Consider the following 25,401-nt stretch of genomic DNA (forward strand, 5'->3'; position numbering starts at 1 on the left):
ATAAATGCCTTGGAAGTTTACGTTGAATGCGCCTAGACAAGGGCTATTTGCTAGCCTACTGATTGTAAGTTTTGCTTTACACACTTTTTTACTGGTACTTGCGACGACACACCAACTGAATGCAAATCGCGCCAGTCAGGGACAACTGATGACCACGCAACTGGTCACAGACAGCCTATCCGAGCTTGAACCCGCCAATACCGTGTCCCTAGCATTACTGGCCGACCGTTATGCAACCAACCCGAGTGTTGCCTCTATTCGCATTTTAGATGCGAATAATCAGGTGCTTGCTACAGGTGGTTTAACCAAGACACGTCAAGGTGAAGTGTTTGTTCGTGAGGCCCTGCAAAATGAGAAAAAAGTCGGCACCATTGAAATCACTTTAATTCAATCCAGCATTGGTGAAATTTTACGTACCCAGTGGCTGGCGATTTTATTATCGCTGATGATTCACGGTCTATTATGGTTAGCTTATCGTGCCATTGCCCGTCCAAGCCGGACTGAATATTTGGCGCGTATCAATAATGAATCCCGCCTAAAACATGAAATTCAGACCTTGACCCAGGCCTTAGAACAAGAACAGCACAATGCCGCTGTCGCAGTGGCGCAAGCACAGCAGAATGCCCAGGCAAAAAACAAAACCAAAGAGTCTAAACCTGTGGTCCTGGATGACCACTGTGTTGCATTGAATATCCAGTTCTATGATCCAAAACAGCTTCTGGATTCGGTCAATAAAACAGTCTCTGTTCCTTATTTCAATTTATGCCAGATTTTCCTGAACAAAACCGCGGAACTCTGTGTTCAACACTACAAATTAAACAGTTCAGATATTTCTACCGTACATAAATTTGATGAACATGGCGCAACCATCAGCATGTCGGTGGAAACGCCAAATGCAGTGCAATGTTTAATGATGATCAGTACCGTATTCCAGTTATTGTCGGATGTATTGTACAAACGCTATCGTGAAGAAAAGCGCTTTGTTTTACAAACCCGTAGTGCAATTTCAAGTCATGTCGAGGCTATGCACCTGACGCCTGTGCAAGCTGCAGAACGTCTGGTTCAACAGCTGGCAGCAAAAGAAAGCGCCATTCATTTACCCAATGAATTACTTAAAGATATTTCTGACCGTTACCAATTGGTCAGCATGCCAAATCCAACCAATGTGCTGACCCGTCATGCCTTTATGATGAACGGAATGGACAGTGAAGTTGCAGAATTGGCACAAACCTTCAGAACTGAAATTTTAAAAGCCAAACAATCCAAAGCTTCTTAAAATGGATTCATAAAAAAAGCCGAGCTAATGTGCTCGGCTTTTTTTCATCTATTCAAAATTGAGATCATTTAACCATTATTTCATTTTATTGGCTTTACTGGCCCAATACGTCGCCAATGCAGGCCCTGAAATGTTATGCCATAAACTAAAAATCGCGCTCGGCACCGCAGTAAGGGGGGATGTCGTAAAATGCACCGCAGCCAAAGCAACCCCTAAACCTGAGTTTTGCATCCCCACTTCGACTGCCACTGCTTTACAGTCTGCATAGGGTAATTTAAACAAACGACTGGCCCAAAAACCCAGTAAATAGCCCAAGCCATTGTGTAAGGCGACAACGCCTAAAATCAGTAATCCAGATTCCAAAATCTGAGCCTTACTGCCGCCAATAATGGCAGCCACAATCGCAACAATCGCAATGACAGAAATCAGTGGCATGACTTGAATATAAGACTCCACTTTTGACTTCAGTACAGTCCGAATAATCAAGCCCAGGATGATGGGGAACAACACTACTTGTAGAATCGAGATAAACATCGAGCTGGCATTAATTTCAATCCATTGACTGGCCAATAAATAGAAAATGGCAGGCGTGAGCAACGGTGCAAGTAAAGTAGACACCGACGTACAGGCAACCGACAAAGCGGTATTGCCCTTGGCCATATAGGTAATCACATTCGATGCAGTGCCGCCTGGACAGCAGCCCACCAGAATCACCCCGATCGCGATTTCCGAAGGCAGGTTCATCATCTTGCATAACAGGTACGCCAGTCCCGGCATCACCACAAACTGCGCTACAACGCCAATAAACACGGCTTTGGGACTTTGCAACACGCCTTTAAAGTCATCCACCGTCATGGTCATGCCCATACCCAGCATGATGATGCCGAGCAACCATGGAATATACGCTTTTAGCCAAATGAAAAGATCAGGTGCAAGTAGCGCAATACCTGCAAATAAAATCACCCATAAGGCAAAAGTTTTTTGAATAAATTGCGTAAAGCGCAATAACGCTGACATGTCGATGTCCATATTAAATATGTTTGTAGGCATACCCTGCCATAAATGCTCCGGCATTCACAATTCGCAATAGGCATAAATCATCGATCTAAACAGTCATCAAATAAGTTTTCTGGAATTTTAAAACTTTAACTGGCTTGGAATTGTTGAATCACGTCTTTGACATACAGGCGTTTCACCCCGGCTGCCAGCATATCTTGCCAGGCATGTTGCAATGAACCATCGAGGTCAATTCCTTTGGTTGCATCTGAAATCACATACGCCTTAAAGCGGAGTTTGCAGGCATCGATTGCCGTCCACGCCACACAAAAATCTGTCGCAATGCCGACGATAAACACCGTATCAATGCCACGTTCTTTTAAATAGCCTGCCAAGCCGGTGGTGGTCTTTTGATCCGCTTCCATAAAGGCAGAATAGCTGTCGATCTGCGCATGGAAACCTTTGCGAATAATCAATTGTGCACTGGGTAAATTTAGATCTGGATGCAGTTCAGCATCTGGCGTGCCTTGAACACAATGCGCTGGCCACAAAACTTGAGTTCCATACTCTAATTTGATGGTTTCAAAAGGCTGTTTACCCACATGATTTTGAGCAAATGAAACATGATTTTCTGGATGCCAATCTTGGGTAATCACAATATTGTCAAAATACTGCGCCAATTGGTTAATGTTCGGAATGATCTGATCCGCATGGGCCACAGCTAAATTACCCCCTGGGGTAAAACCATTTTGTACATCTACTACAATCAAAGCGGTATTGTTTTGCATAATTCGCAGTCCGTTATTTGCGTGTTGTCATTTTTGTTAAGCATATAACAAAATAAATTGTAGTATTTAGGCTTAGGGTTAAAAATAAAATGGCTGCTGATTTAAATCATAAAGAAACTTGGGCAAATTCGCTTCTATGGAGATTCGATACTAGACATTTTTGATACTAGGCATGATTCAAAACTTAGGGGAGATATTCGATTTGTTTATGGCTGAAGAATAGAAATGAAATTTCAGTTAAAAAAATAGCCCGCGATTGCGAGCTATTTTGCACATCAAGAAATTAAGCTTGGGTTTGTAAGCGACGAACCAGAATCAACATAAATACGGCTGAAATCACGATACAAGGAATGGCTGCTGAGATTACCCCTGCTGCTCCAAAACCTGCGGCAAGTAACTGACCTGCAATTGTCGGCCCAAGCATTGCGCCAACACGTCCCACGGCTGATGCCATACCAACGCCTGTTGCACGCACTTCAGTTGGGTATACGATACTGCCAAAAGCATAAAGTACTCCTTGGCAACCAATCACGAATGCACCGACCAATGCAGAAGCCAGATACATTTGTGTCAATGAACTCGCTGCATTCAAGCAAAACAAACCTGCCAAAATACCGCCGTACATTAAGATAATCACATAAGCTTTTTTCCAGCGGTCAGTCAACATACCGAGAACAATCGTACCGACTGTTGCACTCATCATGAAGAAGAACTGTGCAGTACTGCCCTCTTTACGGCTAAAGCCCAGTTCCATAAACAATGAAGGCAACCAGCTCAACATGATGTAAACCACCATCAAGGTAAAGAAGTAGCTCACTGAAATTAAACAGGTGCGCATCAGGTTCTGGCTATTGAATAAATCTTTAAAAGAACCTTGAGTCGCGACTGTAGTTGTTTGAGTGGTATTTTGCGCTTTTAAGAATTCACGTGATTCTGGTAAAAATTTAATCATGATTGGAAGCACAATAATCGGCAGTAAACCACCTAAATAGAAAATGTTTTTCCAGTTTGAACCAAAATCTAAACTCGCAATGTAGGATAAAATTGCTGCACCCACAGGCATACCGCAATACATCAAACCCACAGCACGACCGCGGTTTTCAGGTTTTACGGCTTCAGAAGCAAGGGTAATCAAGTTCGGCATTGCCGCACCCAAACCTGCACCTGCTAAAAAGCGAACCAGTAAAAGGCTGTTAAAACTGTTGACCCATACGGTGCATAGGGTAAATAAGGCAAATATTGCAACCGACCAAATCAGTACCTTTTTGCGACCAATACGGTCTGAATATCGTCCACCAATCAGCGCTCCAGGCAATAAACCCAGAATCCCTGCGCTAAAAAACACCCCCAACTGCGAACTATCTAAGCCAAAAGCTTCACGAATACCAGCAGCAGCAATACCTGCAGCCTGAATATCCAGCCCCTCAATCACTGCAATTAAAAAACAAATCGCGACGGTAATGACGGAATGTTTGTTATCTGATCTTTCCATTGGAAAACCCTTGTGCAATCAGTGTCCAAAATAGAACGCCATCATCCATGAGTCTGGAAATACACATAACTACCAATAAGTTGAACAATCCACAATTTATGAACAAAAGTAATCGATATTTAACGTTTTTCCGAGAAATAGCGCATAGTCGCAAAAACACTTAATCAAGTTTTGACCAGAACAAAAAAATTGACATTACAATAATGATTTCAATTCAACAGTGTCTGCCTACCCCAAAAGTACAGTAATGGATTAATAGTTTTAACTGATTATTCCCGCAGTTTTTAACGATGATTTTTATCGTTTAAATTCTTGGTTTATATAGCTTTCAAGTCTATGCTCATCTTTATTAAATCTTAAATCCTGATGTTTTTACCCGGAATTGCTGATGTGACTGGCTTTAAAGCAATTTTATGACAGCTTTAGCGGCACTTTTGCGTTATAACAAGTGGGCATTTATAACGATGCTGATCAAGATTTTAATCAACCCCAATTTAAAAACCTGAGTTTTGTATTGTTCAGTAAATTTTTCCATTGCTTTTCATAAAGTTTTTATACGGTTTGACTAAAGCATATTGTTCTTCATCGTTTGTTCGTTCATAATTTGCATAAGCATTATTCAATTACGCTTAATCGTAGTGAACTTGCTATAAATCAAAATACGCACCCATCCAAATTTATGTTTTTCTACCTCAGCCGGATGGACAAATAGGATATTTTTTCAAAATGACTCAGCAAGCACAGATCATCCAAGGTTCAATTGTCGCAATCGTCACTCCGATGTTTGAAGATGGCAGCGTAGATTGGAAGGGTCTAGAAAAGCTCGTTGAGTGGCATATAGCACAAGGTACCAATAGTATTGTTGCTGTAGGCACAACTGGTGAAGCTTCGACCTTAAGCATGGCAGAACACACCAAAGTCATCGCTGAAATTATTCGTGTAGCCAACAAACGTATTCCTGTGATTGCAGGTACGGGTGCGAACTCGACCCATGAAGCGATCGAACTCACCAAAGAAGCCAAAGAACTGGGTGCCGATGCCGCGCTCCTGGTTACCCCTTATTACAACAAACCGACACAAGAAGGCTTATATCAGCATTATAAAGCAATTGCTGAAGCCGTTGATTTACCACAAATTCTTTATAATGTTCCAGGTCGTACTGGCGTCGACATGCTCAATGAAACGGTGATTCGCCTTGCCGACATCCCGCAAATCATTGGGATTAAAGATGCCACCGGTGATGTACCGCGTGGTCAGGAACTTATTCAAGGATTAGATGGTAAAGCCATGACCGTTTACTCGGGTGATGACGCGACTGCCTACCAATTGATGGGCTTCGGTGCACAAGGCAACATTTCTGTGACTGCCAATGTGGCACCTAAAGAAATGAGCCAGATGTGCGCTGCCGCACTTGCAGGTGATGCAGACCGCGCTGAAGCTTTAAATGATGAAGTTGCAAATTTACACAATATTCTGTTTTGTGAATCCAACCCAATTCCTGTGAAATGGGCACTTCATGAAATGGGATTAATTGGTACCGGTATTCGCTTACCATTAACTCCTCTTGCAGAACAATATCGTACACCGTTGCGTGAAGCACTGAACGCTTCGGGTGTCATTAAATAAAGAGCACAACACTATGCAATTACGTTTTGGTTTAACCCTTGCACTTTCAGCATTCAGTTTAGTCGGTTGTAGTTCAATGGGAATCAGCAATGGTTCACTGGATTATAAAAATACTGCAACCCTTGAACCCCTGAAATATCCTGAAGGTTCAATGGTTCGACCTGCAACGCCATTGTATCCGTCTCCAACGGTTGACCCACTTGCAATTGAACATGCGCCTAAGCTTGAAAATAAACGTGGCAACCGTTTTGCTTTACCTCGCCCTGACAAAGCTCAGGCAAATACGCCAACAGATAGCCAGAATGACAGTACAAATGTCGGTCGTCCCCAATTAGTACAGGATGGAAATCAAAATCCTTTGCTCAAAATTGATGGAAATTCTGCTACAATTTGGCAGTACACACTTGCTACCCTCAGCAGCCTGAACCATACCATTGTTGGTCAAAGTAAAAATCGTTACGAAGTTACGATTAAGGTCGATCAACAGACTTATGTATTAAGACTGACCTCTGTAGGAACAAGCAATAACATCGCTGTGTTCAATGCCGATAATAGCTTTGCAGATAAAGAAAAAGCTGCAGAACTGTTAACCCAGATTTACCAAAATTGGCCAGCCTAGTCGTACTAGGCATTTTTTTTTGAAAAAGGTTCCCCCATGTTGAAACAAACCTTGCTCTATACTGGTAAAGCGAAATCTGTTTATGAAACAGACAGTGCAGATCACCTTATCCTAGTCTTCCGTGATGATGCATCTGCATTTAACGGCGAAAAAATCGAACAGCTGGATCGTAAAGGCAAGGTGAACAACCGTTTTAACGCCTTCATCATGGAAAAATTGGCTGCTGCTGGCATTGAAACTCACTTTGAGAAACTTCTTTCCCCAACTGAAGTTTTAGTGAAAAAATTGAAAATGGTTCCTGTTGAATGTGTTATCCGTAACTACGCAGCAGGTAGCTTGTGCCGTCGTTTAGGTGTTGAAGAAGGCAAAGAATTAACCCCTTCTACTTTTGAATTATTCTTCAAAGACGACGCGCTTGGCGATCCAATGGTTAACGAATCTCAAGCCATTGCTTTAGGTTGGGCGACTGCTGAACAGCTTGAGCAAATGAAAGTACTGACTTATAAAGTTAACGAAGTACTTAAAGACTTGTTCGACAAAGGCAATATGCTTCTTGTTGACTTCAAACTTGAATTTGGTGTATTCCACGACCGTATCGTTTTGGGTGATGAATTCTCTCCAGACGGTTGCCGTCTATGGGACAAAGACACCAAGAAAAAACTCGACAAAGACCGTTTCCGTCAAGGTTTAGGCGGTGTTGTTGAAGCTTATGAAGAAGTTGCTGCACGTTTAGGTATCGATCTTTCTGATATCTAATCAGCTAGCTGATTCAAAAAACCGAGCCTGATGGCTCGGTTTTTTTATACCTCCATAAATCGGAAAAACAAATGTTACTCATAAAAATGATCATTTTTACAACATGATGATTTTGTCTTAATATGGAACACATACCAGGCAACAAGGTGTTGAGGTGATTTTATAACATTCTGTATGCCGACCAGGATTACTGTTTACCCTCTAGGATGTATCTCCCCCAAGACATCCTATTTTCCGCCCAACTCGCCTTGAGTTGGGCTTTTTTTATTGCTGCTGCTGTTCCTGCTGCCAGCGACGTTGCTGAAGTTTTTCGCCTTCCACTTCACGTTTATTTCGAGCTGACTCATATAATTTTGTGCCTTTCAATTCAGGCGGCAAATAGTCTTGCAAGACAAAATGCTCTGGGTAAATGTGCGGATAGAGATAGTCCACGCCATAGCCCTGCTCTTTCATCAATTTGGTCGGTGCATTTCGCAGATGTAAAGGCACCGGTAAATTTGCAGTTTTTTCAGCTAAATCTAAAGCTTTATTAATGGCTAAATAGGTACTGTTACTTTTGGCACTGGTGGCCAAATAGACTGCACATTGTCCCAAAATAATCCGGCATTCCGGCATACCTACCGCTTGTACCGAGCGGAAACATTCTCCGGCCAGAAGCAAGGCGTTCGGGTTGGAGTTGCCAATATCTTCAGACGCTGCAATCAGCATACGGCGTGCGATAAACACCGGATCTTCCCCCCCTTTGAGCATGCGTGCCATCCAATACAATGTCGCATCCGGATCACTGCCACGAATCGACTTAATAAAAGCCGAGACCAGGTCATAATGCTGCTCACCCGATTTGTCATAACGGGCAATGTTCTGCTGCGCGACTTTCACCACAATGGCATTGGTAATGACATTTTCTTGTTCAGGTTCAAAAGTGCTGGCGATGAGATCGAGCAGATTGAGTGCTTTACGCGCATCTCCCGCTGCAAATTGAATCAGTGCTTCATATTCTTCAATTTGAATAAATCGTTCTTTTAAGAAGGCATCATTTTGCAATGCTTGATTTAATAAAGTCTGAATCGCATCCGCATCTAAAGCATTCAGGCTATACACCTGACAACGTGATAACAACGCGCTATTCACTTCAAAGGAAGGATTCTCTGTGGTTGCACCAATCAGCGTGATTTTGCCCTTTTCCACGGCATTCAATAAGGCATCTTGCTGTGACTTGTTAAAGCGGTGGATTTCATCAATAAACACCACAGGTTTGAGCAAATCGCCACTTTCAGCAATGATTTCACGCAGTTCTTTCACGCCCGTATTCAAAGCCGACAAACTGACGAAAGGTCGATCAACCGCCTGTGCAAGCAGCAAAGCAATGGTGGTTTTCCCGACTCCCGGAGGACCCCAAAAAATAATCGAGGGTAAATGTCCTTGATCAATCATCTGGCGCAACGGTGCCTGATCACCCAATAAATGATCTTGGCCAATAATTTCGGATAAATCACGCGGGCGAAGCCGTTCAGGAAGTGGAATATGACTATCTGACATCTTGTTATTTCTTTAGTGTGCTTAAAACAAGTCTACTATGTAATTTTAATATCGCGTATTTCAATTGAAATGTTTTACAAAAAAATCATACTGTTTTTTTCTAGTACTGGGCAACATTGTTGATTATTATTGTGTCCTTTATCTGAATTTACTTTTAAATAGAACTTAGTAGATTTACTTTAATCATCAATATTAAGAAATATATGCTTAATAATTCTACTTCTTATTCTTGAAGTGTATAATAATTGTGTGAAATACATCACACTTTTTAATATTTTGGCCGTTTTATGGGTGAGCTGCATGAAATATATTTTCAGAAACAAGCCAATACCGCTTAGACATGATTTTATCATTAAGCCAGATCACACCCCTCCAGCCCATCATTTTCAATTGAATACAGAAAATTTAATTCTTCAAAAGGTATTAGATCAATTACCCCAGCTCATTTGGATCAAGAATAAACAAAAAAAATATTATTACAATCAAGCACTTTGTGACTATCTGGGTATTAATCTCAATCTAGCCAATACAGATGACTGTAAAAAATTCATTCATCCTGAGGATTTCGAACATTTCCGTCTTCTTTGGCAACAAGCCCTAGCAACGCAGCAACCTTTTGAAAAAGAATGCCGGATTAAACATCATGAGCAGGGATATCGGGTTTGCCTGATTGCGGTGCAATATCCAGAAAATCTGGGCAATGCTGAATGGATGATGACAGCAACCGATATTCATGATCATTATTTAAAGCAATCTCAACTGACCCAACAAGTTCATGCACAAAGCAAAATGCTGGATGCCAGTGTCGATTGTATTAAGCTTTTGACGCCAGATGGCCGTGTTAGCCATATGAACCGTTCAGGTTGTCTGGCTTTAGGCGTACCGGTAAATGAAAAAAAGTTTGGTATGCCCTGGTTAAACTTGTTGCCTGACAATGTTCACAAGTCAGGACAACAGGCTTTAACGCATGTGGTCAAAGGCAAAAATGCACGTTTTGATGGCATGAGTATTATTCCAGGTCAAACGCCGCAGTATTGGGATAACATTCTCACCCCGGTGCAAAATGAAGACGGTTCGCTACAAAGTATTCTGTGTGTGTCCCGAGATATTAGCCAACAAAAAATTGCTGAAAAAAACCTGCAAAAATTCATTGAAATAGATGAATTAACCGGCTTATATAATCGCCGCGCATTTAATAAAACCTTTAAAAAGGTCATTCAGAATGCCCGTCATCAAAAGCAGTCGATTGGCTTTTTGCTGATTGATCTAGATTATTTCAAGCATATCAATGACACCTTGGGACATATTGCGGGTGATCATCTGCTGCAGATTTTAGGTCAGCGTTTCAGTGCGTGTTTTAAAGAAGAAGTGATTATTTCACGCCTAGGCGGTGATGAATTTGCCATTATTGTGCCGCATCTGAGCGATGAAGCTGAATTAATCCAGATTGCAAAAACAGCACGTCAGCAGCTGGATATCCCGGTTTGCTATGCAGGACAATATATTAATGGCGGGATGAGTATCGGCTGTGCCATTTATCCTCGCGATGCACAAAATAGTTCAAATTTACTGCGCTGTGCAGATGTCGCACTGAATGATCTTAAAATCAGCGGTCGTGGTGGCATCCGGATGTTTAAGAGTGCCATGTTCAAGACCATCGAGCTCACCACCAAACAGCTCGCGCTCGCCCGCGCCATCATCCATAACGATAAAATTATTCCGTTCTATCAACCTAAAGTCAGTCTAAAAGATGGAAAGGTCATCGGTTTTGAGGCTTTACTGCGCTGGTATGATGCTCAGGATCAAATCCAGCTGCCTTCACACATTTTCTCGGCGTTTCAAGATTATGAACTGGCGACGCGTATTAGCGAAATCATGCAGTTAAAAGTGTTGAATGACATGACCCGCTGGCTTGAATCCGGACTGGAAATTTTACCCGTTTCAATCAATGCCGCACCGGTTGAATTTTTAAGAGACAACTACGCAGAAACGCTTTTAAGCAGACTTGCCCAGTTTAATATTCCCTATGCCATGATTGAAATCGAAATTACCGAGCAAAGCCTTTCGGAACGTGGCTCTGACTATGTGGTTCGCGCACTGAACCTGTTAAAGCAAACCGGGATTCGTATTTCACTCGATGATTTTGGTACCGGACATTCGTCTTTAACGCGTTTAAGAAACTATCCGGTCGATTGCCTAAAAATAGACCGTAACTTTATCGTAAACATGCACGATGATGTTTCGTCACTGGCCATTGTCAAAGCGATTAGCCAGATTGGCACCAGTATTTCCCTAGAGATCTTGGTGGAAGGGATCGAACACTTGGAACAGCTGGATGCATTGAAAGCATGTGATTGTCATACCGGACAAGGCTTTTACTTTTATCGTCCCATGCCCTCTAGTGATGCCACGCAACTGTTACAGCCTTTGACAACAACTCAATCTTAAGTTGTGAATTGATGCGCTAAGCTGCCCGGAAAATGAGGGCGTATGCGTTAAGCATGGTCTTATTAAGACAGCAAGATTTAGAGTTGATATCTACATAGAATTTTTTAAGTGATTCGGTCAATCGAATTAACGCACCCAACGAACAATATAGTCTTCAATCTCTTCTTCATTGACTTCAACTTCTGAAATACAGCGCCCAGCTGCCGACTTTTTCGCCTTAATCACACTTTCCCGTGTTCCGGTATTTAAATAATGCCAGGACGGTAATTTCTTGCCTTCATTTAAGCGGCGGTAAGCGCAACTGGGGGGCAGCCAGTGAATCGTGTCTAACTTTTCCAGCGTGAGTTGAATGCAATCAGGAACATAGTCAAGACGCTCGGCATAATTACTGCAACGCGCTGTGTTGCAATCGAGAAGTTTGCACGACACCTTGGTATAAGCCACTTCGCCAATTTCTTCATCTTCCAGTTTGATCAGACAACATAGGCCACAACCATCACAAAGCGCTTCCCACTCAGTGGGGTTCAGTTCAGCCAAAGAATATTTTTTCCAGAATTCCGGACGTAATTGTTCAGTCATAAAACTAAAAAAGAAAACAGGTTGAACCTATTATAACGTGTTCAAGTTCACATTGTAGGAATGTTATTTTTACTTTAAATCATATATTTATTGTCAAAGTGAACATTTTGCAAACACAAGCATAACAATTTTAGGAATTTCTAGGGCATATACTGAATCTACTTTGAAAACAACAACACTTGGAGAAAACTTATGTTCCGTTGGGCGATTATTTTTGCAGTGATTGCGCTGATTGCGAGTCTACTTGGTTTTGGTGGTGTAGCCGGCTTATCTAAAGATTTCGCGGTTATTTTACTGGTGATTGCAGTGATTCTAGCAATTGTTGGTTTTCTCTCACGTGGAAAGATATAAAGACTACCACTCGTTAAAAACGATTAAACAATGTTAAAAGAGCCCAAACCGGCTCTTTTTTCATATCCAGATTTCATCTTTTGTATCGTAAAAATCTGAATCCAAAACCTGAATGAATGGGGTGAAATTAAAATCATTTTCATCCATTCAATTCAGGCCTTCATTTTAGAATAAACAATGAATTCTTTTCTTATGACCTATTTCTTAAGGTCTGTTTCTCAAGGTTTTAAGTGACGTGGTCTAAACCCGGTGACCAGCAAACCGATCGCATAAGCCAAAACACCCACCACACAAAGTCCGATCACTTCAAAAACCCGAATCCATTGCGAAACATCGCCGTTATACCAGGTCAAGGCATACCACAGTGCAGCAATCATGGCAGCATTGGCGATGGCAAACTGAAGAAAAAGTTTCTTCCAGTGCGCCCCAAAACGGAAAATATTGCGTTGGTGCAGGTAAAAATACAGCATCCCGGCATTAACCAGTGCAGAACCTGAAGAGGCCAAGGCCAAGGCCATATGTTCGGCTTCCCAATGGATCAGTTTGAAGAAGCCAATAAAGATCACGTTTAAAATCGCATTGGCTGCAACGGCCATTAAGCCGACCCGTACCGGTGTTCGGGTATCTTGCTGTGCGTAAAAGCCCGGTGCAAAGACTTTAATTAACATGAAAGAAATCACCCCGGCACTCATACATTGCAAGGCCAATGCCGTCATTTGTGTATCTTCAAGGGTAAATTGCCCGCGCTGGAACAGTGCCTGAATGATGGGAGTCGACAGCATAAAGAGTGCAATACTGGCAGGAATACCGACCAGCATAATCACTTTTGCAGCCCAGTCGATCATGCCACGGAACTTGGATTGGTCTTGCTCGGCATGACGCATAGAAAGCGATGGCAGGATCACCGTACCAATCGCCACCCCAATTAACCCCAAAGGCAATTCGGTCATACGTTCGGCACTGTATAGCCATGACACTGAACCATCTTGCATGAAGGATGCCCAGATGGTGTTCAGCAGCAAATTGATTTGTGTCACTGAAACACCAAAAAGCGCAGGCAGCATCAGTTTCATGATGCGATCTACACCTTCGTGTTTAAAATCAACTTTCGGTGGAATCAGCAGTTTTTTACGCCATAGCTCCGGGATCTGAATGGCAAGTTGCAAGATGCCTGCAACTACAACTGCCCAACCCAAGGCCATAATCGGTTCAGCCATATATGGCGTTAACCACCATGCGCCGGCAATCATGGTGACATTCAGCAAAACCGGCGCAAAAGCAGGAGTCGAAAATGAACCATAACTGTTCAAGATACTGCTGGCAAAAGCGGTCAGCGACATAAATAACAAATATGGAATGGTCAGGCGGAACATGTCCGTAGCCAAGGCAAATTTTTCTGGGTCGTCATGGAAACCTGGTGCGTAGATGTACAAAATTGCAGGCGCTGCAATCATCGCCACAAAAGTCAGCGTGGTCATAAAGGTCGCCAGACAACCAAACACCCGACTAATCAGGATTTGCACTTCTGCATGGGTTTTTGTGGTTTTATATTCGGTTAAAACCGGAATAAAGGCTTGCGAAAATGCGCCCTCGGCAAACAGCCGCCGAAAAAAGTTCGGGATACGAAAGGCAACCACAAAGGTATCGAAATCTTTACCTGCACCAAACACATTCAGCAAAACCACATCTCGGACTAGACCCAAAACCCGAGACAGCATGGTCATTGCACTGACAATAAAGGTCGACCGCCACAGCGCCATCGTTTCCACCCAGTATTAAAATAAGTCGCTATTGTAAAGAAACTTCACAGGAATTTCGTTGTTAAATCATAAAATCGAGCGGTTATTGATCTGCTTTGTATTGCTGGATTAATGCTCTGGTTTTTGACCAATCAAAAAATGGACCCGGATCGGTTTTACGTCCGGGCGCAATATCCGAGTGCCCTGCCAGATGTTGCAATATCTTCGGATAAGTTGCCTGCAGTGTCGCAAGGACCTGTGCCAATACGCTGTATTGCACCTCTTCAAAAGGCTGGTCATCGCTGCCTTCTAGTTCAATGCCAATAGAATAATCATTACATTCTTTTTTGGCCAAATAGGTCGAACGCCCTGCATGCCAGGCACGGTCATTGAAATTCACAAATTGTAAGACTTCACCCTTGCGCAAAATTAACAGATGGGTCGACACCTGCATGCCTTCAATAGTCTGAAAATAAGGATGCTGTGACCAATCCAGCTGATTTTGAAAAAACTGTTCGATATAACCGCCGCCAAATTGCGAGGGTGGCAAACTGATGTTATGCACCACCACCAACTGGATTTCGGTGTGTTCAGGACGTTGATTATAGTTTGGAGAGGGTACTTGCCTTGCACCGATTAACTGACCATCGATGACCTGAAAAGACGGTGCCTGTTGCATATTCCTATCCTGAATCTTATGGGTGTAAGTAGATGATTTTAGCGCAATCCTAAAACTTTAAGCTTAAAATCTCAAATTCCAAAGATAAAAATTCGTGGAAAAAACATTTCTTTTAAATGAACAATGCTAATATAACGCGCAATTTTCATGGGTTAAAAAAGATACGGAATTCTAATGAGCATATCTCAATCTTTATTGGAACACGCCATCCAGATCAATATTCAACAGGCCTTGGAAGAAGATATTGGCGAGGGTGATCTCACCGCTTTATTGACCCCTGAAGATGAGCAAGCCACTGCAACCATCATTAGCCGTGAAGACATGGTGCTTGCTGGCCAACCTTGGGTCAATGCACTCATTCAAGCCTATGATGCAACGGTACAAGTGACCTGGCTAAAAAATGATGGTGACCGTGTACAGGCCAATGAAGCCTTTTTAAAATTAGCCGGTTCTGCACGCAGCCTGCTCACCGTTGAACGCCCGGCACTGAATTTTGTACAAACGCTTTCTGCGGTTGCAACCAAAACAGCTGAATATGTCAAACAGTTAGAAGGTTTAAACACCAAACTGTTAGATACCCGTAAAACCCTTCCCGGCTTACGGATTGCACAAAAATATGCGGTCGCGATTGGCGGCGGTCAAAACCATCGCCTCGGTTTGTTTGATGCCTTTTTAATTAAAGAAAACCACATTATGGCAGCGGGCGGCATTGCACAGGCGATTGCCAAAGCACACAGCATTGCACCAGGCAAGCCTGTAGAAGTTGAAGTCGAAACCTGGGATGAACTGAATCAGGCCTTGGAGGCACATGCCGATATCGTAATGCTGGATAATTTCAGTCAACAGCAGATGATTGATGCGGTGAAGCATGTTGCCGGCCGTTGCAAGCTGGAAGCTTCGGGCAACATCACCATTGAAAACTTACGTGAAGTGGCAACATCGGGTGTCGACTATATTTCGATGGGTGTTTTAACCAAGGATGTCAAAGCAATTGATTTATCGATGCGCTTTAATGCTTAACTCTGCTCGGTATCATTTTTCGGTTTAGATTTTGGTTTAGTGAAATCCTGAATTTCACTATGGGGTGTGTTCTGTTGCCAAGCCGATTGGACAGACTCTTGTTCTGAAGCTCTGGGGTCACTGGTCATCAGGACCATGGTCACTACACATATAAGCAGGATGATGATATTTAACATTCAATGCTCCTGTAAAAGTGAACTACTATTCTAAACATTGAATATGAGCTGAATTTTAAGCAGACGTTTCAAAAGGTGCTGCTCTTGCAGCCTTTTTGTATCAGGTCTTTTTGTATCACACCTTTGTATATTCAATTTCTGACTGATCCATAAAAAAACGCACCCTAAGGTGCGTTTTTCATTTTTAATTAAACAACATTTTTAATAAAACAACTTACCAGCCCAAAGCTTCCTGTTGTTTTTTAATCAATTCTTGAATGCCTTTTTCAGCCAATTCAAGCATCTCGTTACACTGTGCACGGGTAAATGGTTTGTCTTCGGCAGTACCTTGAAGCTCAATAAACTCACCTGCTTGGGTCATTACCACATTCAAGTCAGTTTGGCAGTTTGAATCTTCTTCATAACAAAGATCGAGTAACGCTTCGTCCTGGTACATACCCACAGAAATCGCAGCCACCAAGCCTTTAAGCGGATCTTGTTTAATTTTCTTTTTCTCAAGCAATACGTTCATCGCATCAATGAGCGCTACGGCTGCGCCGGTAATAGAAGCGGTACGTGTACCACCATCTGCCTGAATCACATCACAGTCGATGGTAATGGTATTTTCACCGAGTTTTTTCAAATCGACCATGGCACGCAAGCTACGACCAATCAAACGTTGAATCTCTTGAGTACGGCCACTTTGTTTACCACGAGCAGCTTCACGGTCACTACGGGTATGTGTTGAACGTGGCAACATGCCGTATTCAGCGGTTACCCAGCCTTGTCCCTTGCCTTTAAGGAAACGTGGCACTGAATTATCAATACTTGCAGTACAAAGAACTTTAGTATGACCAAATTCAATCAATACTGAACCTTCCGCATAACGCGTATAGTTACGGGTAATTTTTACGTCACGTAATTGATCTAAAGTACGTTGGTCGATACGCATAATGGGTTCTCTTTGGCTAAAATTCATTGCGGGCTAGTATAACAGAAGCCAGCTTGAAGGTTTTGCCGGCAGAGTATCGATTGACAAAAACCATAAAATCAAGCCGCTTCTCTTTAGCTATGAGTTAAATGAGGCCCCCATTATATGCGACCTCAAATTTAGCGCTATTCAGCTTTAAAAGCTGAATAAGGTTTTCAACTTTTGTTTAGATTGCGCAACCGATGCTGTCCAGGAATTCGGTAAAGAACATTTGGCTAAACGCACCCAGACACTGCCAAACTGTTTAAAGAAACTGGCTTCGTTATAGTTAATGCCATACTCTGCACACAAGGCACGAATTTTCGGTGCCGCTTCTGCATAACGATTGGCAGGCATATCCGGGAATAAATGGTGTTCAATTTGATGGCTCAAATTACCACTTAAAATATGCAGCCATTCTGTGCCGGTAAAATTACTCGATCCGCGAATTTGACGTAAATACCATTCCGCACGGGTTTCAGTTTCAGTATTATCCGGTTCAAAGGTTTCTGCATCTTCAGTGAAATGTCCGTTAAAAATGACCGCTGATGCCCATAAACTACGAATCACGTTGGCTACGGCGTTACCTGCAAATACCGGAATGGCATTTGGACCGGCAATGAGCGGGAAAAATACATAATCTTTAGCGACCTGACGCACCGCCTTTTTACGGAATTTCGCTGACTCGATCCACACCTCTTTCCATGTTTTGGTTTTATAGGCAATCACATCTTCCAAATGCAGGTTTTGTACGCCCACATACCATTCAAAAAACACCATCAATTGAATCGCTAAAGGAATATTGAATAAAAAGCGCGGTTCCCATTTTTGCGATTCGCTGACACGAATTAAGCCATAACCAACATCGTGGTCTTTGCCGACAATATTGGTATAAGTATGGTGAATATAGTTATGTGTGTATTTCCAGTCATCGCCTGTCGCCATGGTATCCCAGTCATAATTGGCACCGTTCAGGTTCGGGTCATTCAGCCAGTCAAACTGACCATGCATCACGTTATGACCCAGTTCCATATTTTCAACGATTTTAGACAGACCCAATAAACCGGTGCCTAATAACCATACCGGTGGAATCCAGCCACCAAACATCAACATGCCGCGTGACGCAATTTCGCTATAACGGACAAAATCGCGAATTTTATAAATGTATTGGGCATCTTGCTCGCCAATACTATCCATAATGTCACGGCGGATGGCATCGATTTTTTGCCCTAATTCAGCAATTTGTTCAGCACTTAAATGTTTTGATTTACTATTTTCTGGAAACTTAACTGACATATTCATTGTTTTTCTCCAAAGCGGAAATCAGGCACTGCTTTTATTCAAAATGCGAGATGTCGCTTAACTGCCTAAAATTATTGTATTTAGAGGTTGATCAAGACCGGACTAACGGCTTGGCTAATACACAACTTAATTTGAGTATTGCTATCGTGGTCGATTTCACCGGTCAGCAGATTTTTGGTGGAACCGCTGACTTTAGTACAGGTACAGGTATTGCAAATACCCATACGACAGCCATGTGCCGGCTTCAACCCTGCCTGTTCGGCACTTTCAAGTAAATTGGTTTTTGCTGCAAATTCTTGTTGTGCACGTAAGAATACCACCGGTTGCACAGTTGCATTTTCATCAACAACCACTTGAAAGTATTCCTGTTTTAATTGATTAGCAATACCTAGCTGTTGGTAAACCTGATTCAGGCTTTGCATCATGCCCTTGGCACCACAGGCATAACTTTGGCGTTGCCCGAAATCTGCAACTGTACTTTCAAGCAGTTCTACACTTAAATGTTGTTTCTGTACAAGTGTATTGAAATGATGATAATTGAACTGTGAATATTGTTCAGATAATTGCTGTAATTCGGTATGAAAAGCGTCATCACGGGTAAAATAAATCAGGTCAATTTGGCTGACTTTTTGAGTCAGGGCCTGTTGCAATAGCGAATAAATCGCGGTGATGCCACTTCCTGACGCCAGTAATAAAATAGAATCTTGAGATGAATTTAAGCTGAAATCGCCCTGAACTTGAGAAATTTCCACCACACTGCCCACGGCCAAATGGGTTAAGGCATTGGAAACTTTACCCTGACGTTTCACCGCAATTACGATGTTGCCGGTCTCGGTGATTTTTACAATTGAATAACTGCGTTGCTGACGAACACCTGCAATCACTAAAGTCACTAAAATACTGTGTCCAGCACGAAACGCTTTTGCATGAAAATTATGATTTGGCTGTAGCTGAATCTGATAAAAGTCTGCGCTCAACATGTGTACGTCAACAATACTGGCTTTGACTTTTTTCCATGCCCAAACTGGATTCACTTTTTCAGCAATAAAATCGACGAAATCTTCTCGGATCCATTGCGGTTGGTACTGCATCACATGACTCATATGAGGTTCCTCTTTTTTATTGCTGGTTATTTATTTGAGTGAACAGGTGTTCTTATAGTGAACACTTGTACACTATAATTATTTTTTAGTTCAGTCAACACATGTTCACTGACATTCGTCGTTTAATTTGTTTTTTTTTGATAGACTTCAGGCAGAATTTTTTTAGGGTAATCGAATGTCGATCCGGGATGAGCGTAAACAACAAAGCCGCCAAGCACTTTTGGATGCCGCGCTTGCTTTAAGCACGTCTGGACGTTCTTTTAGTAGTATCAGCTTGCGTGAGATCGCTCGTCATGTAGGTCTGGTACCGACTGCATTCTATCGCCATTTTCAAGACATGAATGAGCTGGGACTGGAATTGGTCGATCAGGTGGCCCTACATTTAAAGGGCATTTTGCATCAGCTTGGGCAAGCCTATATCTACCAACCCAATACCAAAGCAAAAATTAGCCTCGACCTGTTTTTTCAGGCGGTTGAGCATAATCCTGAACCGTGGGTCTTTATGATTGCCGAGCGCTGGGGTGGATCAGAAGTGATTCGTCAAGCCATTGCCCGGGAAATTAATTTTTTAATTGAAGACTTGGCCAATGATTTATGCAAAATGGAAACGGTACAGCACATCCGCAATCTACAAGACCTTCAGGTGATTTCTAATATTTTAATTAATTTATCCTTTACCTGGGCGATGAGCTGGATGGACATCAATCGTCACTATCAGGCAGAACAACGGACAGAACAACAAATACAATTTAAGCTGCAAACCATTACCCAGGTGCATGTGATTTTCCGTGGCATCTCGAACTGGGATACGTCAAAGACAATGGCTGAATAATTCACTAAAAATAAAACGTAAAAAAACCGCAGCTATTGCGCAACGCTGATCAGCTAAGGATTTTTTTCAACAAAATCCTTAGCTTTTTGACCATTCGCGACGGAGTCTTACCACTTTCAAGCAAATGTTTGGAGCTTGTTTATTCTTTTGTTTCGCCAAAAGAACCAAAAACATTTGTCATCCGCAAAACCTGTTCACTTTCTGCACTTAAAATAACTTTGTGCAAAACAGCCCTTTTTTAAATACCGCGCAGGTTGCGGATGACATGTCCGCGTATCGAACATTATCTGGAATTTAAAAAAGAAAAGGCCAGTCAATTTCTTAACTGACTGGCATTAACAACAATTGCGGGTTTTTTTAGCGCATAAAACTTATTTCGCTTTACGCTCTTTTTCCACCAGGTAACTCACCACCTGAGTCACTTTGGCATCTTCACCTTGAACCACATATTTACCATTCACCACCACCGCAGGCACCCCGGTCAGTTGATATTGCTGTGCCAGTTTATTCGATTGCGCCACTTTTGAAGTAATCGCGAATGAATTAAACATGCTGTTGAATTTTGCTTCAGGTATGCCATATTTCACAAAGAATTTTGCTTGTGATTTCTGGTCAAAAATCTGTTGACCACCGGCATGAATGGCATGGAATAAAGGCAAGTGGGTTCTCTTGCGAACGCCTAATGCTTCAGACACATAATAACCGCGAGCACCTTGTTCCCAAACTGGATTCATCGAAGCCGGTGTGCGCACAAAGTTGACATCTTTAGGAATTTTTTTCAGCCAAGCCTGCATATGCGGCTCTAGTGTAAAGCAGTGCGGGCAGCCGTACCAAAAGAACTCACGTACTTCAATTTTGCCAGGAACATCAACTTTACCCGGCTTGGCAACCACGGTGTAATCTTTACCTGCAACAAAGTTGGCTGCCATTGCCGTGCCTGAACAGGCCAAAATAGCAGTAGCAATACCACCTAAAAGGAATTTTTTCATTGAACTTATTGTCCTCTAAATCGTTATGATTAATTTATACGATGACTATAAATCAATTATGCCGAATTCGTTTTCATTCTGTGAACTTTTTTACAGCTTTTATCGCTTTTTTGAGAATAAACGCTACACTAAGCGCCTATAACTTTTTTTAAAATATAACGACTTGATTGAGGTGATACCGATGTCGCAATTGAATGTTGATCCACAAGAAATTGCCAAATTTGAAGCGTTCGCAGCCATATGGTGGGATCAGCATTCTGAGTTCCGTCCACTGCATCAGATTAACCCTTTACGCTTAAATTGGATTGATGAACATTCAGCTGGCATTAGCGGTAAAAAAGTCCTTGATGTCGGCTGCGGTGGCGGGATCTTGTCGGAAAGCATGGCACGTCGCGGTGCACATGTTTTGGGAATCGACATGGGCGAAGCACCCTTAAATGTGGCACGTATCCATGCAGAACAAGAAGGCGTTGAAAATATTGAATATCGCCAGGTTCCGGTTGAACAGTTGGCGGAAGAACAAGCCGGACAATATGACGTGGTCACTTGCATGGAAATGCTTGAGCATGTACCCGATCCGGCATCGATTATTCAGGCTTGCCAGAAGCTGGTCAAACCGGGTGGTCATGTGTTCTTCTCGACCATTAACCGGAATCCAAAATCTTATTTGTTTGCGATTATTGGTGCGGAATATGTCCTTCGAATGCTGGCCAAGGGCACGCATGATTATCATAAATTCATCAAGCCTTCTGAACTTGCGCATGACATTCGTAGTGCCGGCTTAAAACTTAAAGACATGACCGGTTTGCATTTTAATCCCATTACCAAACGTTATTGGCTGGCACCGAATGTCGATGTGAACTACATGGTTTATACGGTAAAAGAAGGTGCTGAATGAAAGCTGTACTGTTTGACCTAGATGGCACATTGATAGACACCGCTGCCGACTTTATTCGCATTATTCAGGACATGTGCCGCGATAAACAGTGTGAAATCGTGGCGGCTGATCTGATTCGCACCCAGGTCTCTGAAGGCGCACGTGCCATGGTAAAACTGGTCTATCCGGAACTGGATGTTGAAGACCCGGTTTTCCTTGCCCATCGCCAGCGCTTTCTGGATTTGTATGGTGAAGACATTGCAGTCGATACCGACCTGTTCGAAGGCATGTATCCGCTGCTTGAAGAACTGGAAAGCCAGGATATTCCCTGGGGTATAGTCACCAATAAGCCGCGCTGGTTAAGCGAGTCCTTGCTTAAGGCACTGAACTTGACTGAGCGCTGCGCGGTTCTGGTTTGCCCTGAAGATGTCAGCAAAACCAAACCCGATCCTGAACCGATGTATCTGGCAGCCAAGCAAATTCAGCTTCAGCCAGAAGACTGTATCTATGTCGGTGATCATCCGCGTGACATTGATGCCGGCCGTAACGCAAATATGTACACCATCTTGGCGGGCTATGGTTATTTACCATTGCAACACAAAGATGACTTAACAGCATGGCACGCTGATTGTATAGTCAACACAGTTGCCGAATTGCATCAAGTGATTAATCAGCTGGTCTCAGCAACGCAACATAATAATTCTCTGATTTCATAACGACATAACAATATATAAATGAGGAGGTATGCAATGAAATATTCAGAATATCACCCTCGCCCCGATCTGTTAAAAGATCGCATTATCCTGATTACAGGTGCGGGCGATGGTATTGGTCGTGCAGCTGCAATTAGCTATGCCCTGCATGGGGCAACAGTGGTACTGCATGGACGCACCTTAAACAAGCTTGAAGTCATTTATGATGAAATTGAAAGCCTAGGTGCGCCGCAACCGGCTATTCTGCCTTTGCAACTCTCCAGCGCCTCTCCTCGGGACTATGAGTTACTGGTCGATACTTTAGATAAACAGTTTGGTCGCCTGGATGGCATTTTGCACAATGCCGGTATTCTGGGTGAACGCACAGAACTTGCCCATTATCCGGTTGATGTCTGGGATGATGTGATGGCGGTCAATCTGCGCGCGCCATTTTTACTCACGCAAGAACTATTACCGCTGCTGCATAAATCCGAACATGCCTCTGTGGTTTTTGCCAGTTCGGGTGTAGGCCGCGAAGCACGTGAGCGTTGGGGTGCATACTCGGTTTCTAAAATTGCCATTGAAGCGGTGAACCAGATTTTTGCCAAAGAAAACGTCTATCCGAATGTACGTTTTAACTGCATTAATCCGGGCGCGACACGTACTGCCATGCGCGCTAAAGCCTATCCAGATGAAGACCCAATAACCTTGGCAACACCGGAAATGATCATGCCCGCTTACCTGTATTTGATGGGTGATGACAGCTTGCATCTGAATGGTCAAAGCATTGATGCGCAGGATTAATCCTTAAAAAGATCAAAAAGGGGGCCGTGCTCCCTTTTTTATCGTCTTTCTTTTAAAGGAAAGAATGTTCAGATCATAAAAACTTATAAATCGTATTTTTAAATAACTTTTACAATAATATTCGGTTTTCTAAATTATTAAAATAAGCCTATGCTTATTCTTATTGAAAAACACAGCATATGAGGAACAGGTTATGGCTGATCAAAAACGTAAAATTGAAATGATTCGTCGCATTAAAAACTTAAAGCTTTCAAATACATTGATTGCAGGCCTTGATGATGCAGGACAGGCAGAAGCGATTGCAGAGGCTGTCAGCTCACTTCAGAACCTTACAGAACAATGGAACTAAAGCAATTTCTGAACAGTCGCCATCGGGCTGTTCAAGCCTTTTGGCAGGACAATTTTGAATCAATAAAATCCACATCTAAAATTTGATACAAAGTTTTCATCAGTAGCTTGTTTTTCTGGTATTTAATATCGACTATAAAATTTCTAAAGATTTTTAAATCGTGAGATATTTCTGCATAATATCCTTATTATCTCTGCATTTTTTAATAAATGAGTGATTTATCTTCACAGTTTCTCTGCAATTTTTGCGTACATTAGCATTATTGAAATTAATAAATTTTCTATGAGGGTTCAACATGAAAAAGATTTTGACAATTTTGGCAATCTCTTTCAGTGCATTGATGGCAAACAGTGTAACCACTGCTGCACCTCACGAGAAACACGATAACCATCGTGGTTGGGACCAATCTCATCAGTCGAATAAGGGTCGGGATTTTCGTGACCATGATGACGATGACCGTATGCAAGATAAGCGCCGTGGTCGTGAAGAACGCGGGGTAAAACGCCTGCAACAGCATAAATGGCAAACCGGTTATGTCATGCCGCAGCATTATCGGGGTAATGGCTATAAAGTCGACTACAAAAACCATGACTTGCCGAAACCTTCTCGTAACCAGCAGTGGTACAAAATCAATAACGACTATATTTTAGTAGATACTGACAGTAATAATATTTTGCGTATTCAGGGTTTTTAAGCTTAGTTTTTAAATTCTCCATGCCCAAACTCCGGTTTGGGCTTTTTTTATTTTTTAAAATATTTTTTAAAAATCGTTGGTTTTAGCAGAAAGTCTTTAGCTGCAAGCTTTTCAGAATTTTCAAAATCTTCTTTTTTTCTCCATAAACTTCACAATTCAACTATAAAGCTCTCATTTTTTATCTCTACTTTTTGGTTAATTTAGCTCTAACGAAATAAACGTTCTCTCTGAAATTTAGGTGAAAGATATGAAAAAAATTCTAACAACAATTGCGCTGTCTTTATCTGCATTGATGGCAACTTCAGCAATGGCAGCACCGGATCATCGTTATGATGATCATCAACGCTACAATCATGCACAACAGAGCAAGCATGACAGCCGTTGGGACAACAACAACCGTTATGACCATAATCGTTATGACAACAAACGTGTAAACCCAAGTCGTGACTGGCGTAAAGGACAAACTTTACCGCGTCAATACAGCAGCTCGCGTTTTCAGGTCAGTGACCGTGAAGCACGTCAATTGCCAAAATCAAGCCGTAATCAGCAATGGTATAAAGTGAATGGTGACTATGTATTAGTCAATGAACGCACCAACCGCATTATTAGCATTCGAAACTAAGCCATTTAATTTTAGAAATTCTCCCCCTGAAAAACACTTTAACCTCAGTTAAGGTGTTTTTTTTATTTTTCCCTTCCGCTGCGCTTTTTTTTGATTAGAATCAA

Annotated in this window: 26 protein-coding genes; 14 read left to right on the forward strand and 12 right to left on the reverse strand. The window is 42.3% G+C overall.

Annotated elements, in window-relative coordinates; translation table 11 throughout:
- Positions 1-22: 22 nt before the first annotated feature.
- A complete protein-coding gene (locus ACU0NF_RS06755) occupies positions 23-1,276 on the forward strand; it encodes a hypothetical protein (protein WP_445660597.1) in 1,254 nt (417 codons plus the stop codon).
- Between the two features lie 75 nt (positions 1,277-1,351).
- On the opposite strand, the gene ACU0NF_RS06760 is transcribed toward ACU0NF_RS06755, so the two are convergent.
- The 3 genes from ACU0NF_RS06760 to mhpT form a co-directional block, all read right to left on the reverse strand.
- Positions 1,352-2,293 carry a bile acid:sodium symporter family protein gene (locus ACU0NF_RS06760; protein WP_445660571.1) on the reverse strand — a complete coding sequence of 314 codons (942 nt, stop codon included), beginning with the start codon at positions 2,291-2,293 and terminating at the stop codon, positions 1,352-1,354.
- 128 nt (positions 2,294-2,421) lie between these two features.
- The gene (pncA, locus tag ACU0NF_RS06765; protein WP_284067512.1) at positions 2,422-3,060 is read right to left on the reverse strand and encodes a bifunctional nicotinamidase/pyrazinamidase; all 639 of its coding nucleotides are present in this window, start codon (positions 3,058-3,060) and stop codon (positions 2,422-2,424) included.
- Between the two features lie 283 nt (positions 3,061-3,343).
- A complete protein-coding gene (gene mhpT, locus ACU0NF_RS06770; protein WP_445660572.1) occupies positions 3,344-4,552 on the reverse strand; it encodes a 3-(3-hydroxy-phenyl)propionate transporter MhpT in 1,209 nt (402 codons plus the stop codon).
- 726 nt (positions 4,553-5,278) lie between these two features.
- On the opposite strand from mhpT, the gene dapA reads away from it, so the two are divergent.
- Genes dapA through purC form a run of 3 tightly spaced genes read left to right on the forward strand, consistent with a single transcriptional unit; the run spans position 5,279 to position 7,553 of the window.
- Positions 5,279-6,178: a 4-hydroxy-tetrahydrodipicolinate synthase gene (gene dapA, locus ACU0NF_RS06775; RefSeq protein ID WP_445660573.1), complete on the forward strand. Its 900-nt coding sequence runs from the start codon at positions 5,279-5,281 to the stop codon at positions 6,176-6,178.
- Positions 6,179-6,191: 13 nt separating this feature from the next.
- Positions 6,192-6,797, forward strand: coding sequence for a lipoprotein-34 precursor (NlpB) (locus tag ACU0NF_RS06780; RefSeq protein ID WP_131317231.1), 606 nt, complete (start codon positions 6,192-6,194; stop codon positions 6,795-6,797).
- A gap of 36 nt (positions 6,798-6,833) precedes the next feature.
- Positions 6,834-7,553, forward strand: a complete 720-nt coding sequence (gene purC, locus ACU0NF_RS06785) for a phosphoribosylaminoimidazolesuccinocarboxamide synthase (protein ID WP_131384147.1) — start codon at positions 6,834-6,836, stop codon at positions 7,551-7,553.
- 264 nt (positions 7,554-7,817) lie between these two features.
- On the opposite strand, the gene ACU0NF_RS06790 is transcribed toward purC, so the two are convergent.
- Positions 7,818-9,092 carry a replication-associated recombination protein A gene (locus tag ACU0NF_RS06790; RefSeq protein ID WP_445660574.1) on the reverse strand — a complete coding sequence of 425 codons (1,275 nt, stop codon included), beginning with the start codon at positions 9,090-9,092 and terminating at the stop codon, positions 7,818-7,820.
- Between the two features lie 300 nt (positions 9,093-9,392).
- Here ACU0NF_RS06790 and ACU0NF_RS06795 point away from each other — a divergent pair, with 300 nt between their 5' ends.
- A complete protein-coding gene (locus tag ACU0NF_RS06795) occupies positions 9,393-11,540 on the forward strand; it encodes a sensor domain-containing protein (protein ID WP_445660575.1) in 2,148 nt (715 codons plus the stop codon).
- Between the two features lie 126 nt (positions 11,541-11,666).
- On the opposite strand, the gene ACU0NF_RS06800 is transcribed toward ACU0NF_RS06795, so the two are convergent.
- Entirely contained in the window at positions 11,667-12,119 is a 453-nt protein-coding gene (locus ACU0NF_RS06800; RefSeq protein ID WP_171536943.1) for a YcgN family cysteine cluster protein, read from the reverse strand.
- Positions 12,120-12,311: 192 nt separating this feature from the next.
- Here ACU0NF_RS06800 and ACU0NF_RS06805 point away from each other — a divergent pair, with 192 nt between their 5' ends.
- Complete coding sequence (locus ACU0NF_RS06805; protein ID WP_067869124.1) at positions 12,312-12,470, forward strand: DUF1328 domain-containing protein; 159 nt, start codon at positions 12,312-12,314, stop codon at positions 12,468-12,470.
- A 218-nt stretch (positions 12,471-12,688) separates the two neighbouring features.
- Here ACU0NF_RS06805 and murJ read toward each other — a convergent pair whose 3' ends face one another.
- Positions 12,689-14,239 carry a murein biosynthesis integral membrane protein MurJ gene (gene murJ / locus ACU0NF_RS06810; RefSeq protein ID WP_445660576.1) on the reverse strand — a complete coding sequence of 517 codons (1,551 nt, stop codon included), beginning with the start codon at positions 14,237-14,239 and terminating at the stop codon, positions 12,689-12,691.
- Positions 14,240-14,312: 73 nt separating this feature from the next.
- The gene (gene ampD / locus ACU0NF_RS06815; RefSeq protein WP_445660577.1) at positions 14,313-14,888 is read right to left on the reverse strand and encodes a 1,6-anhydro-N-acetylmuramyl-L-alanine amidase AmpD; all 576 of its coding nucleotides are present in this window, start codon (positions 14,886-14,888) and stop codon (positions 14,313-14,315) included.
- Positions 14,889-15,062: 174 nt separating this feature from the next.
- On the opposite strand from ampD, the gene nadC reads away from it, so the two are divergent.
- Positions 15,063-15,908, forward strand: coding sequence for a carboxylating nicotinate-nucleotide diphosphorylase (gene nadC / locus ACU0NF_RS06820; RefSeq protein WP_445660578.1), 846 nt, complete (start codon positions 15,063-15,065; stop codon positions 15,906-15,908).
- On the opposite strand, the gene ACU0NF_RS06825 is transcribed toward nadC, so the two are convergent.
- From ACU0NF_RS06825 to ACU0NF_RS06840, 4 genes are all read right to left on the reverse strand, one after another.
- Entirely contained in the window at positions 15,905-16,084 is a 180-nt protein-coding gene (locus ACU0NF_RS06825; RefSeq protein ID WP_445660579.1) for an ABZJ_00068 family colistin stress protein, read from the reverse strand. The genes nadC and ACU0NF_RS06825 overlap by 4 nt on opposite strands.
- Positions 16,085-16,298: 214 nt before the next feature.
- Positions 16,299-17,015 carry a ribonuclease PH gene (gene rph / locus ACU0NF_RS06830; protein ID WP_284067522.1) on the reverse strand — a complete coding sequence of 239 codons (717 nt, stop codon included), beginning with the start codon at positions 17,013-17,015 and terminating at the stop codon, positions 16,299-16,301.
- 174 nt (positions 17,016-17,189) lie between these two features.
- Positions 17,190-18,335, reverse strand: a complete 1,146-nt coding sequence (locus ACU0NF_RS06835; protein ID WP_445660580.1) for a fatty acid desaturase family protein — start codon at positions 18,333-18,335, stop codon at positions 17,190-17,192.
- Positions 18,336-18,415: 80 nt separating this feature from the next.
- A complete protein-coding gene (locus tag ACU0NF_RS06840) occupies positions 18,416-19,438 on the reverse strand; it encodes a ferredoxin reductase (protein ID WP_445660581.1) in 1,023 nt (340 codons plus the stop codon).
- A gap of 175 nt (positions 19,439-19,613) precedes the next feature.
- Between ACU0NF_RS06840 and ACU0NF_RS06845 the strand changes: the two genes are divergently transcribed.
- Positions 19,614-20,270: a TetR family transcriptional regulator gene (locus ACU0NF_RS06845; protein WP_445660582.1), complete on the forward strand. Its 657-nt coding sequence runs from the start codon at positions 19,614-19,616 to the stop codon at positions 20,268-20,270.
- Positions 20,271-20,641: 371 nt separating this feature from the next.
- On the opposite strand, the gene ACU0NF_RS06850 is transcribed toward ACU0NF_RS06845, so the two are convergent.
- Entirely contained in the window at positions 20,642-21,259 is a 618-nt protein-coding gene (locus ACU0NF_RS06850) for a thiol:disulfide interchange protein DsbA/DsbL (RefSeq protein WP_284067524.1), read from the reverse strand.
- 181 nt (positions 21,260-21,440) lie between these two features.
- Here ACU0NF_RS06850 and ubiG point away from each other — a divergent pair, with 181 nt between their 5' ends.
- From ubiG to ACU0NF_RS06880, 6 genes are all read left to right on the forward strand, one after another.
- Positions 21,441-22,157, forward strand: a complete 717-nt coding sequence (gene ubiG, locus ACU0NF_RS06855) for a bifunctional 2-polyprenyl-6-hydroxyphenol methylase/3-demethylubiquinol 3-O-methyltransferase UbiG (RefSeq protein ID WP_171536949.1) — start codon at positions 21,441-21,443, stop codon at positions 22,155-22,157.
- Positions 22,154-22,852 carry an HAD family hydrolase gene (locus ACU0NF_RS06860; RefSeq protein WP_131269136.1) on the forward strand — a complete coding sequence of 233 codons (699 nt, stop codon included), beginning with the start codon at positions 22,154-22,156 and terminating at the stop codon, positions 22,850-22,852. Before ubiG ends, ACU0NF_RS06860 begins: the two co-directional genes overlap by 4 nt.
- Before the next feature lie 33 nt (positions 22,853-22,885).
- Positions 22,886-23,632, forward strand: a complete 747-nt coding sequence (locus tag ACU0NF_RS06865; protein ID WP_131317259.1) for a YciK family oxidoreductase — start codon at positions 22,886-22,888, stop codon at positions 23,630-23,632.
- Between the two features lie 193 nt (positions 23,633-23,825).
- Positions 23,826-23,981, forward strand: a complete 156-nt coding sequence (locus ACU0NF_RS06870) for a hypothetical protein (RefSeq protein ID WP_165494450.1) — start codon at positions 23,826-23,828, stop codon at positions 23,979-23,981.
- A gap of 295 nt (positions 23,982-24,276) precedes the next feature.
- A complete protein-coding gene (locus tag ACU0NF_RS06875) occupies positions 24,277-24,675 on the forward strand; it encodes an RcnB family protein (RefSeq protein ID WP_445660583.1) in 399 nt (132 codons plus the stop codon).
- 247 nt (positions 24,676-24,922) lie between these two features.
- Entirely contained in the window at positions 24,923-25,297 is a 375-nt protein-coding gene (locus ACU0NF_RS06880) for an RcnB family protein (protein WP_445660584.1), read from the forward strand.
- The last annotated feature ends 104 nt before the right edge of the window (positions 25,298-25,401 follow it).

It is taken from the genome of Acinetobacter sp. F16 (assembly GCF_052712855.1).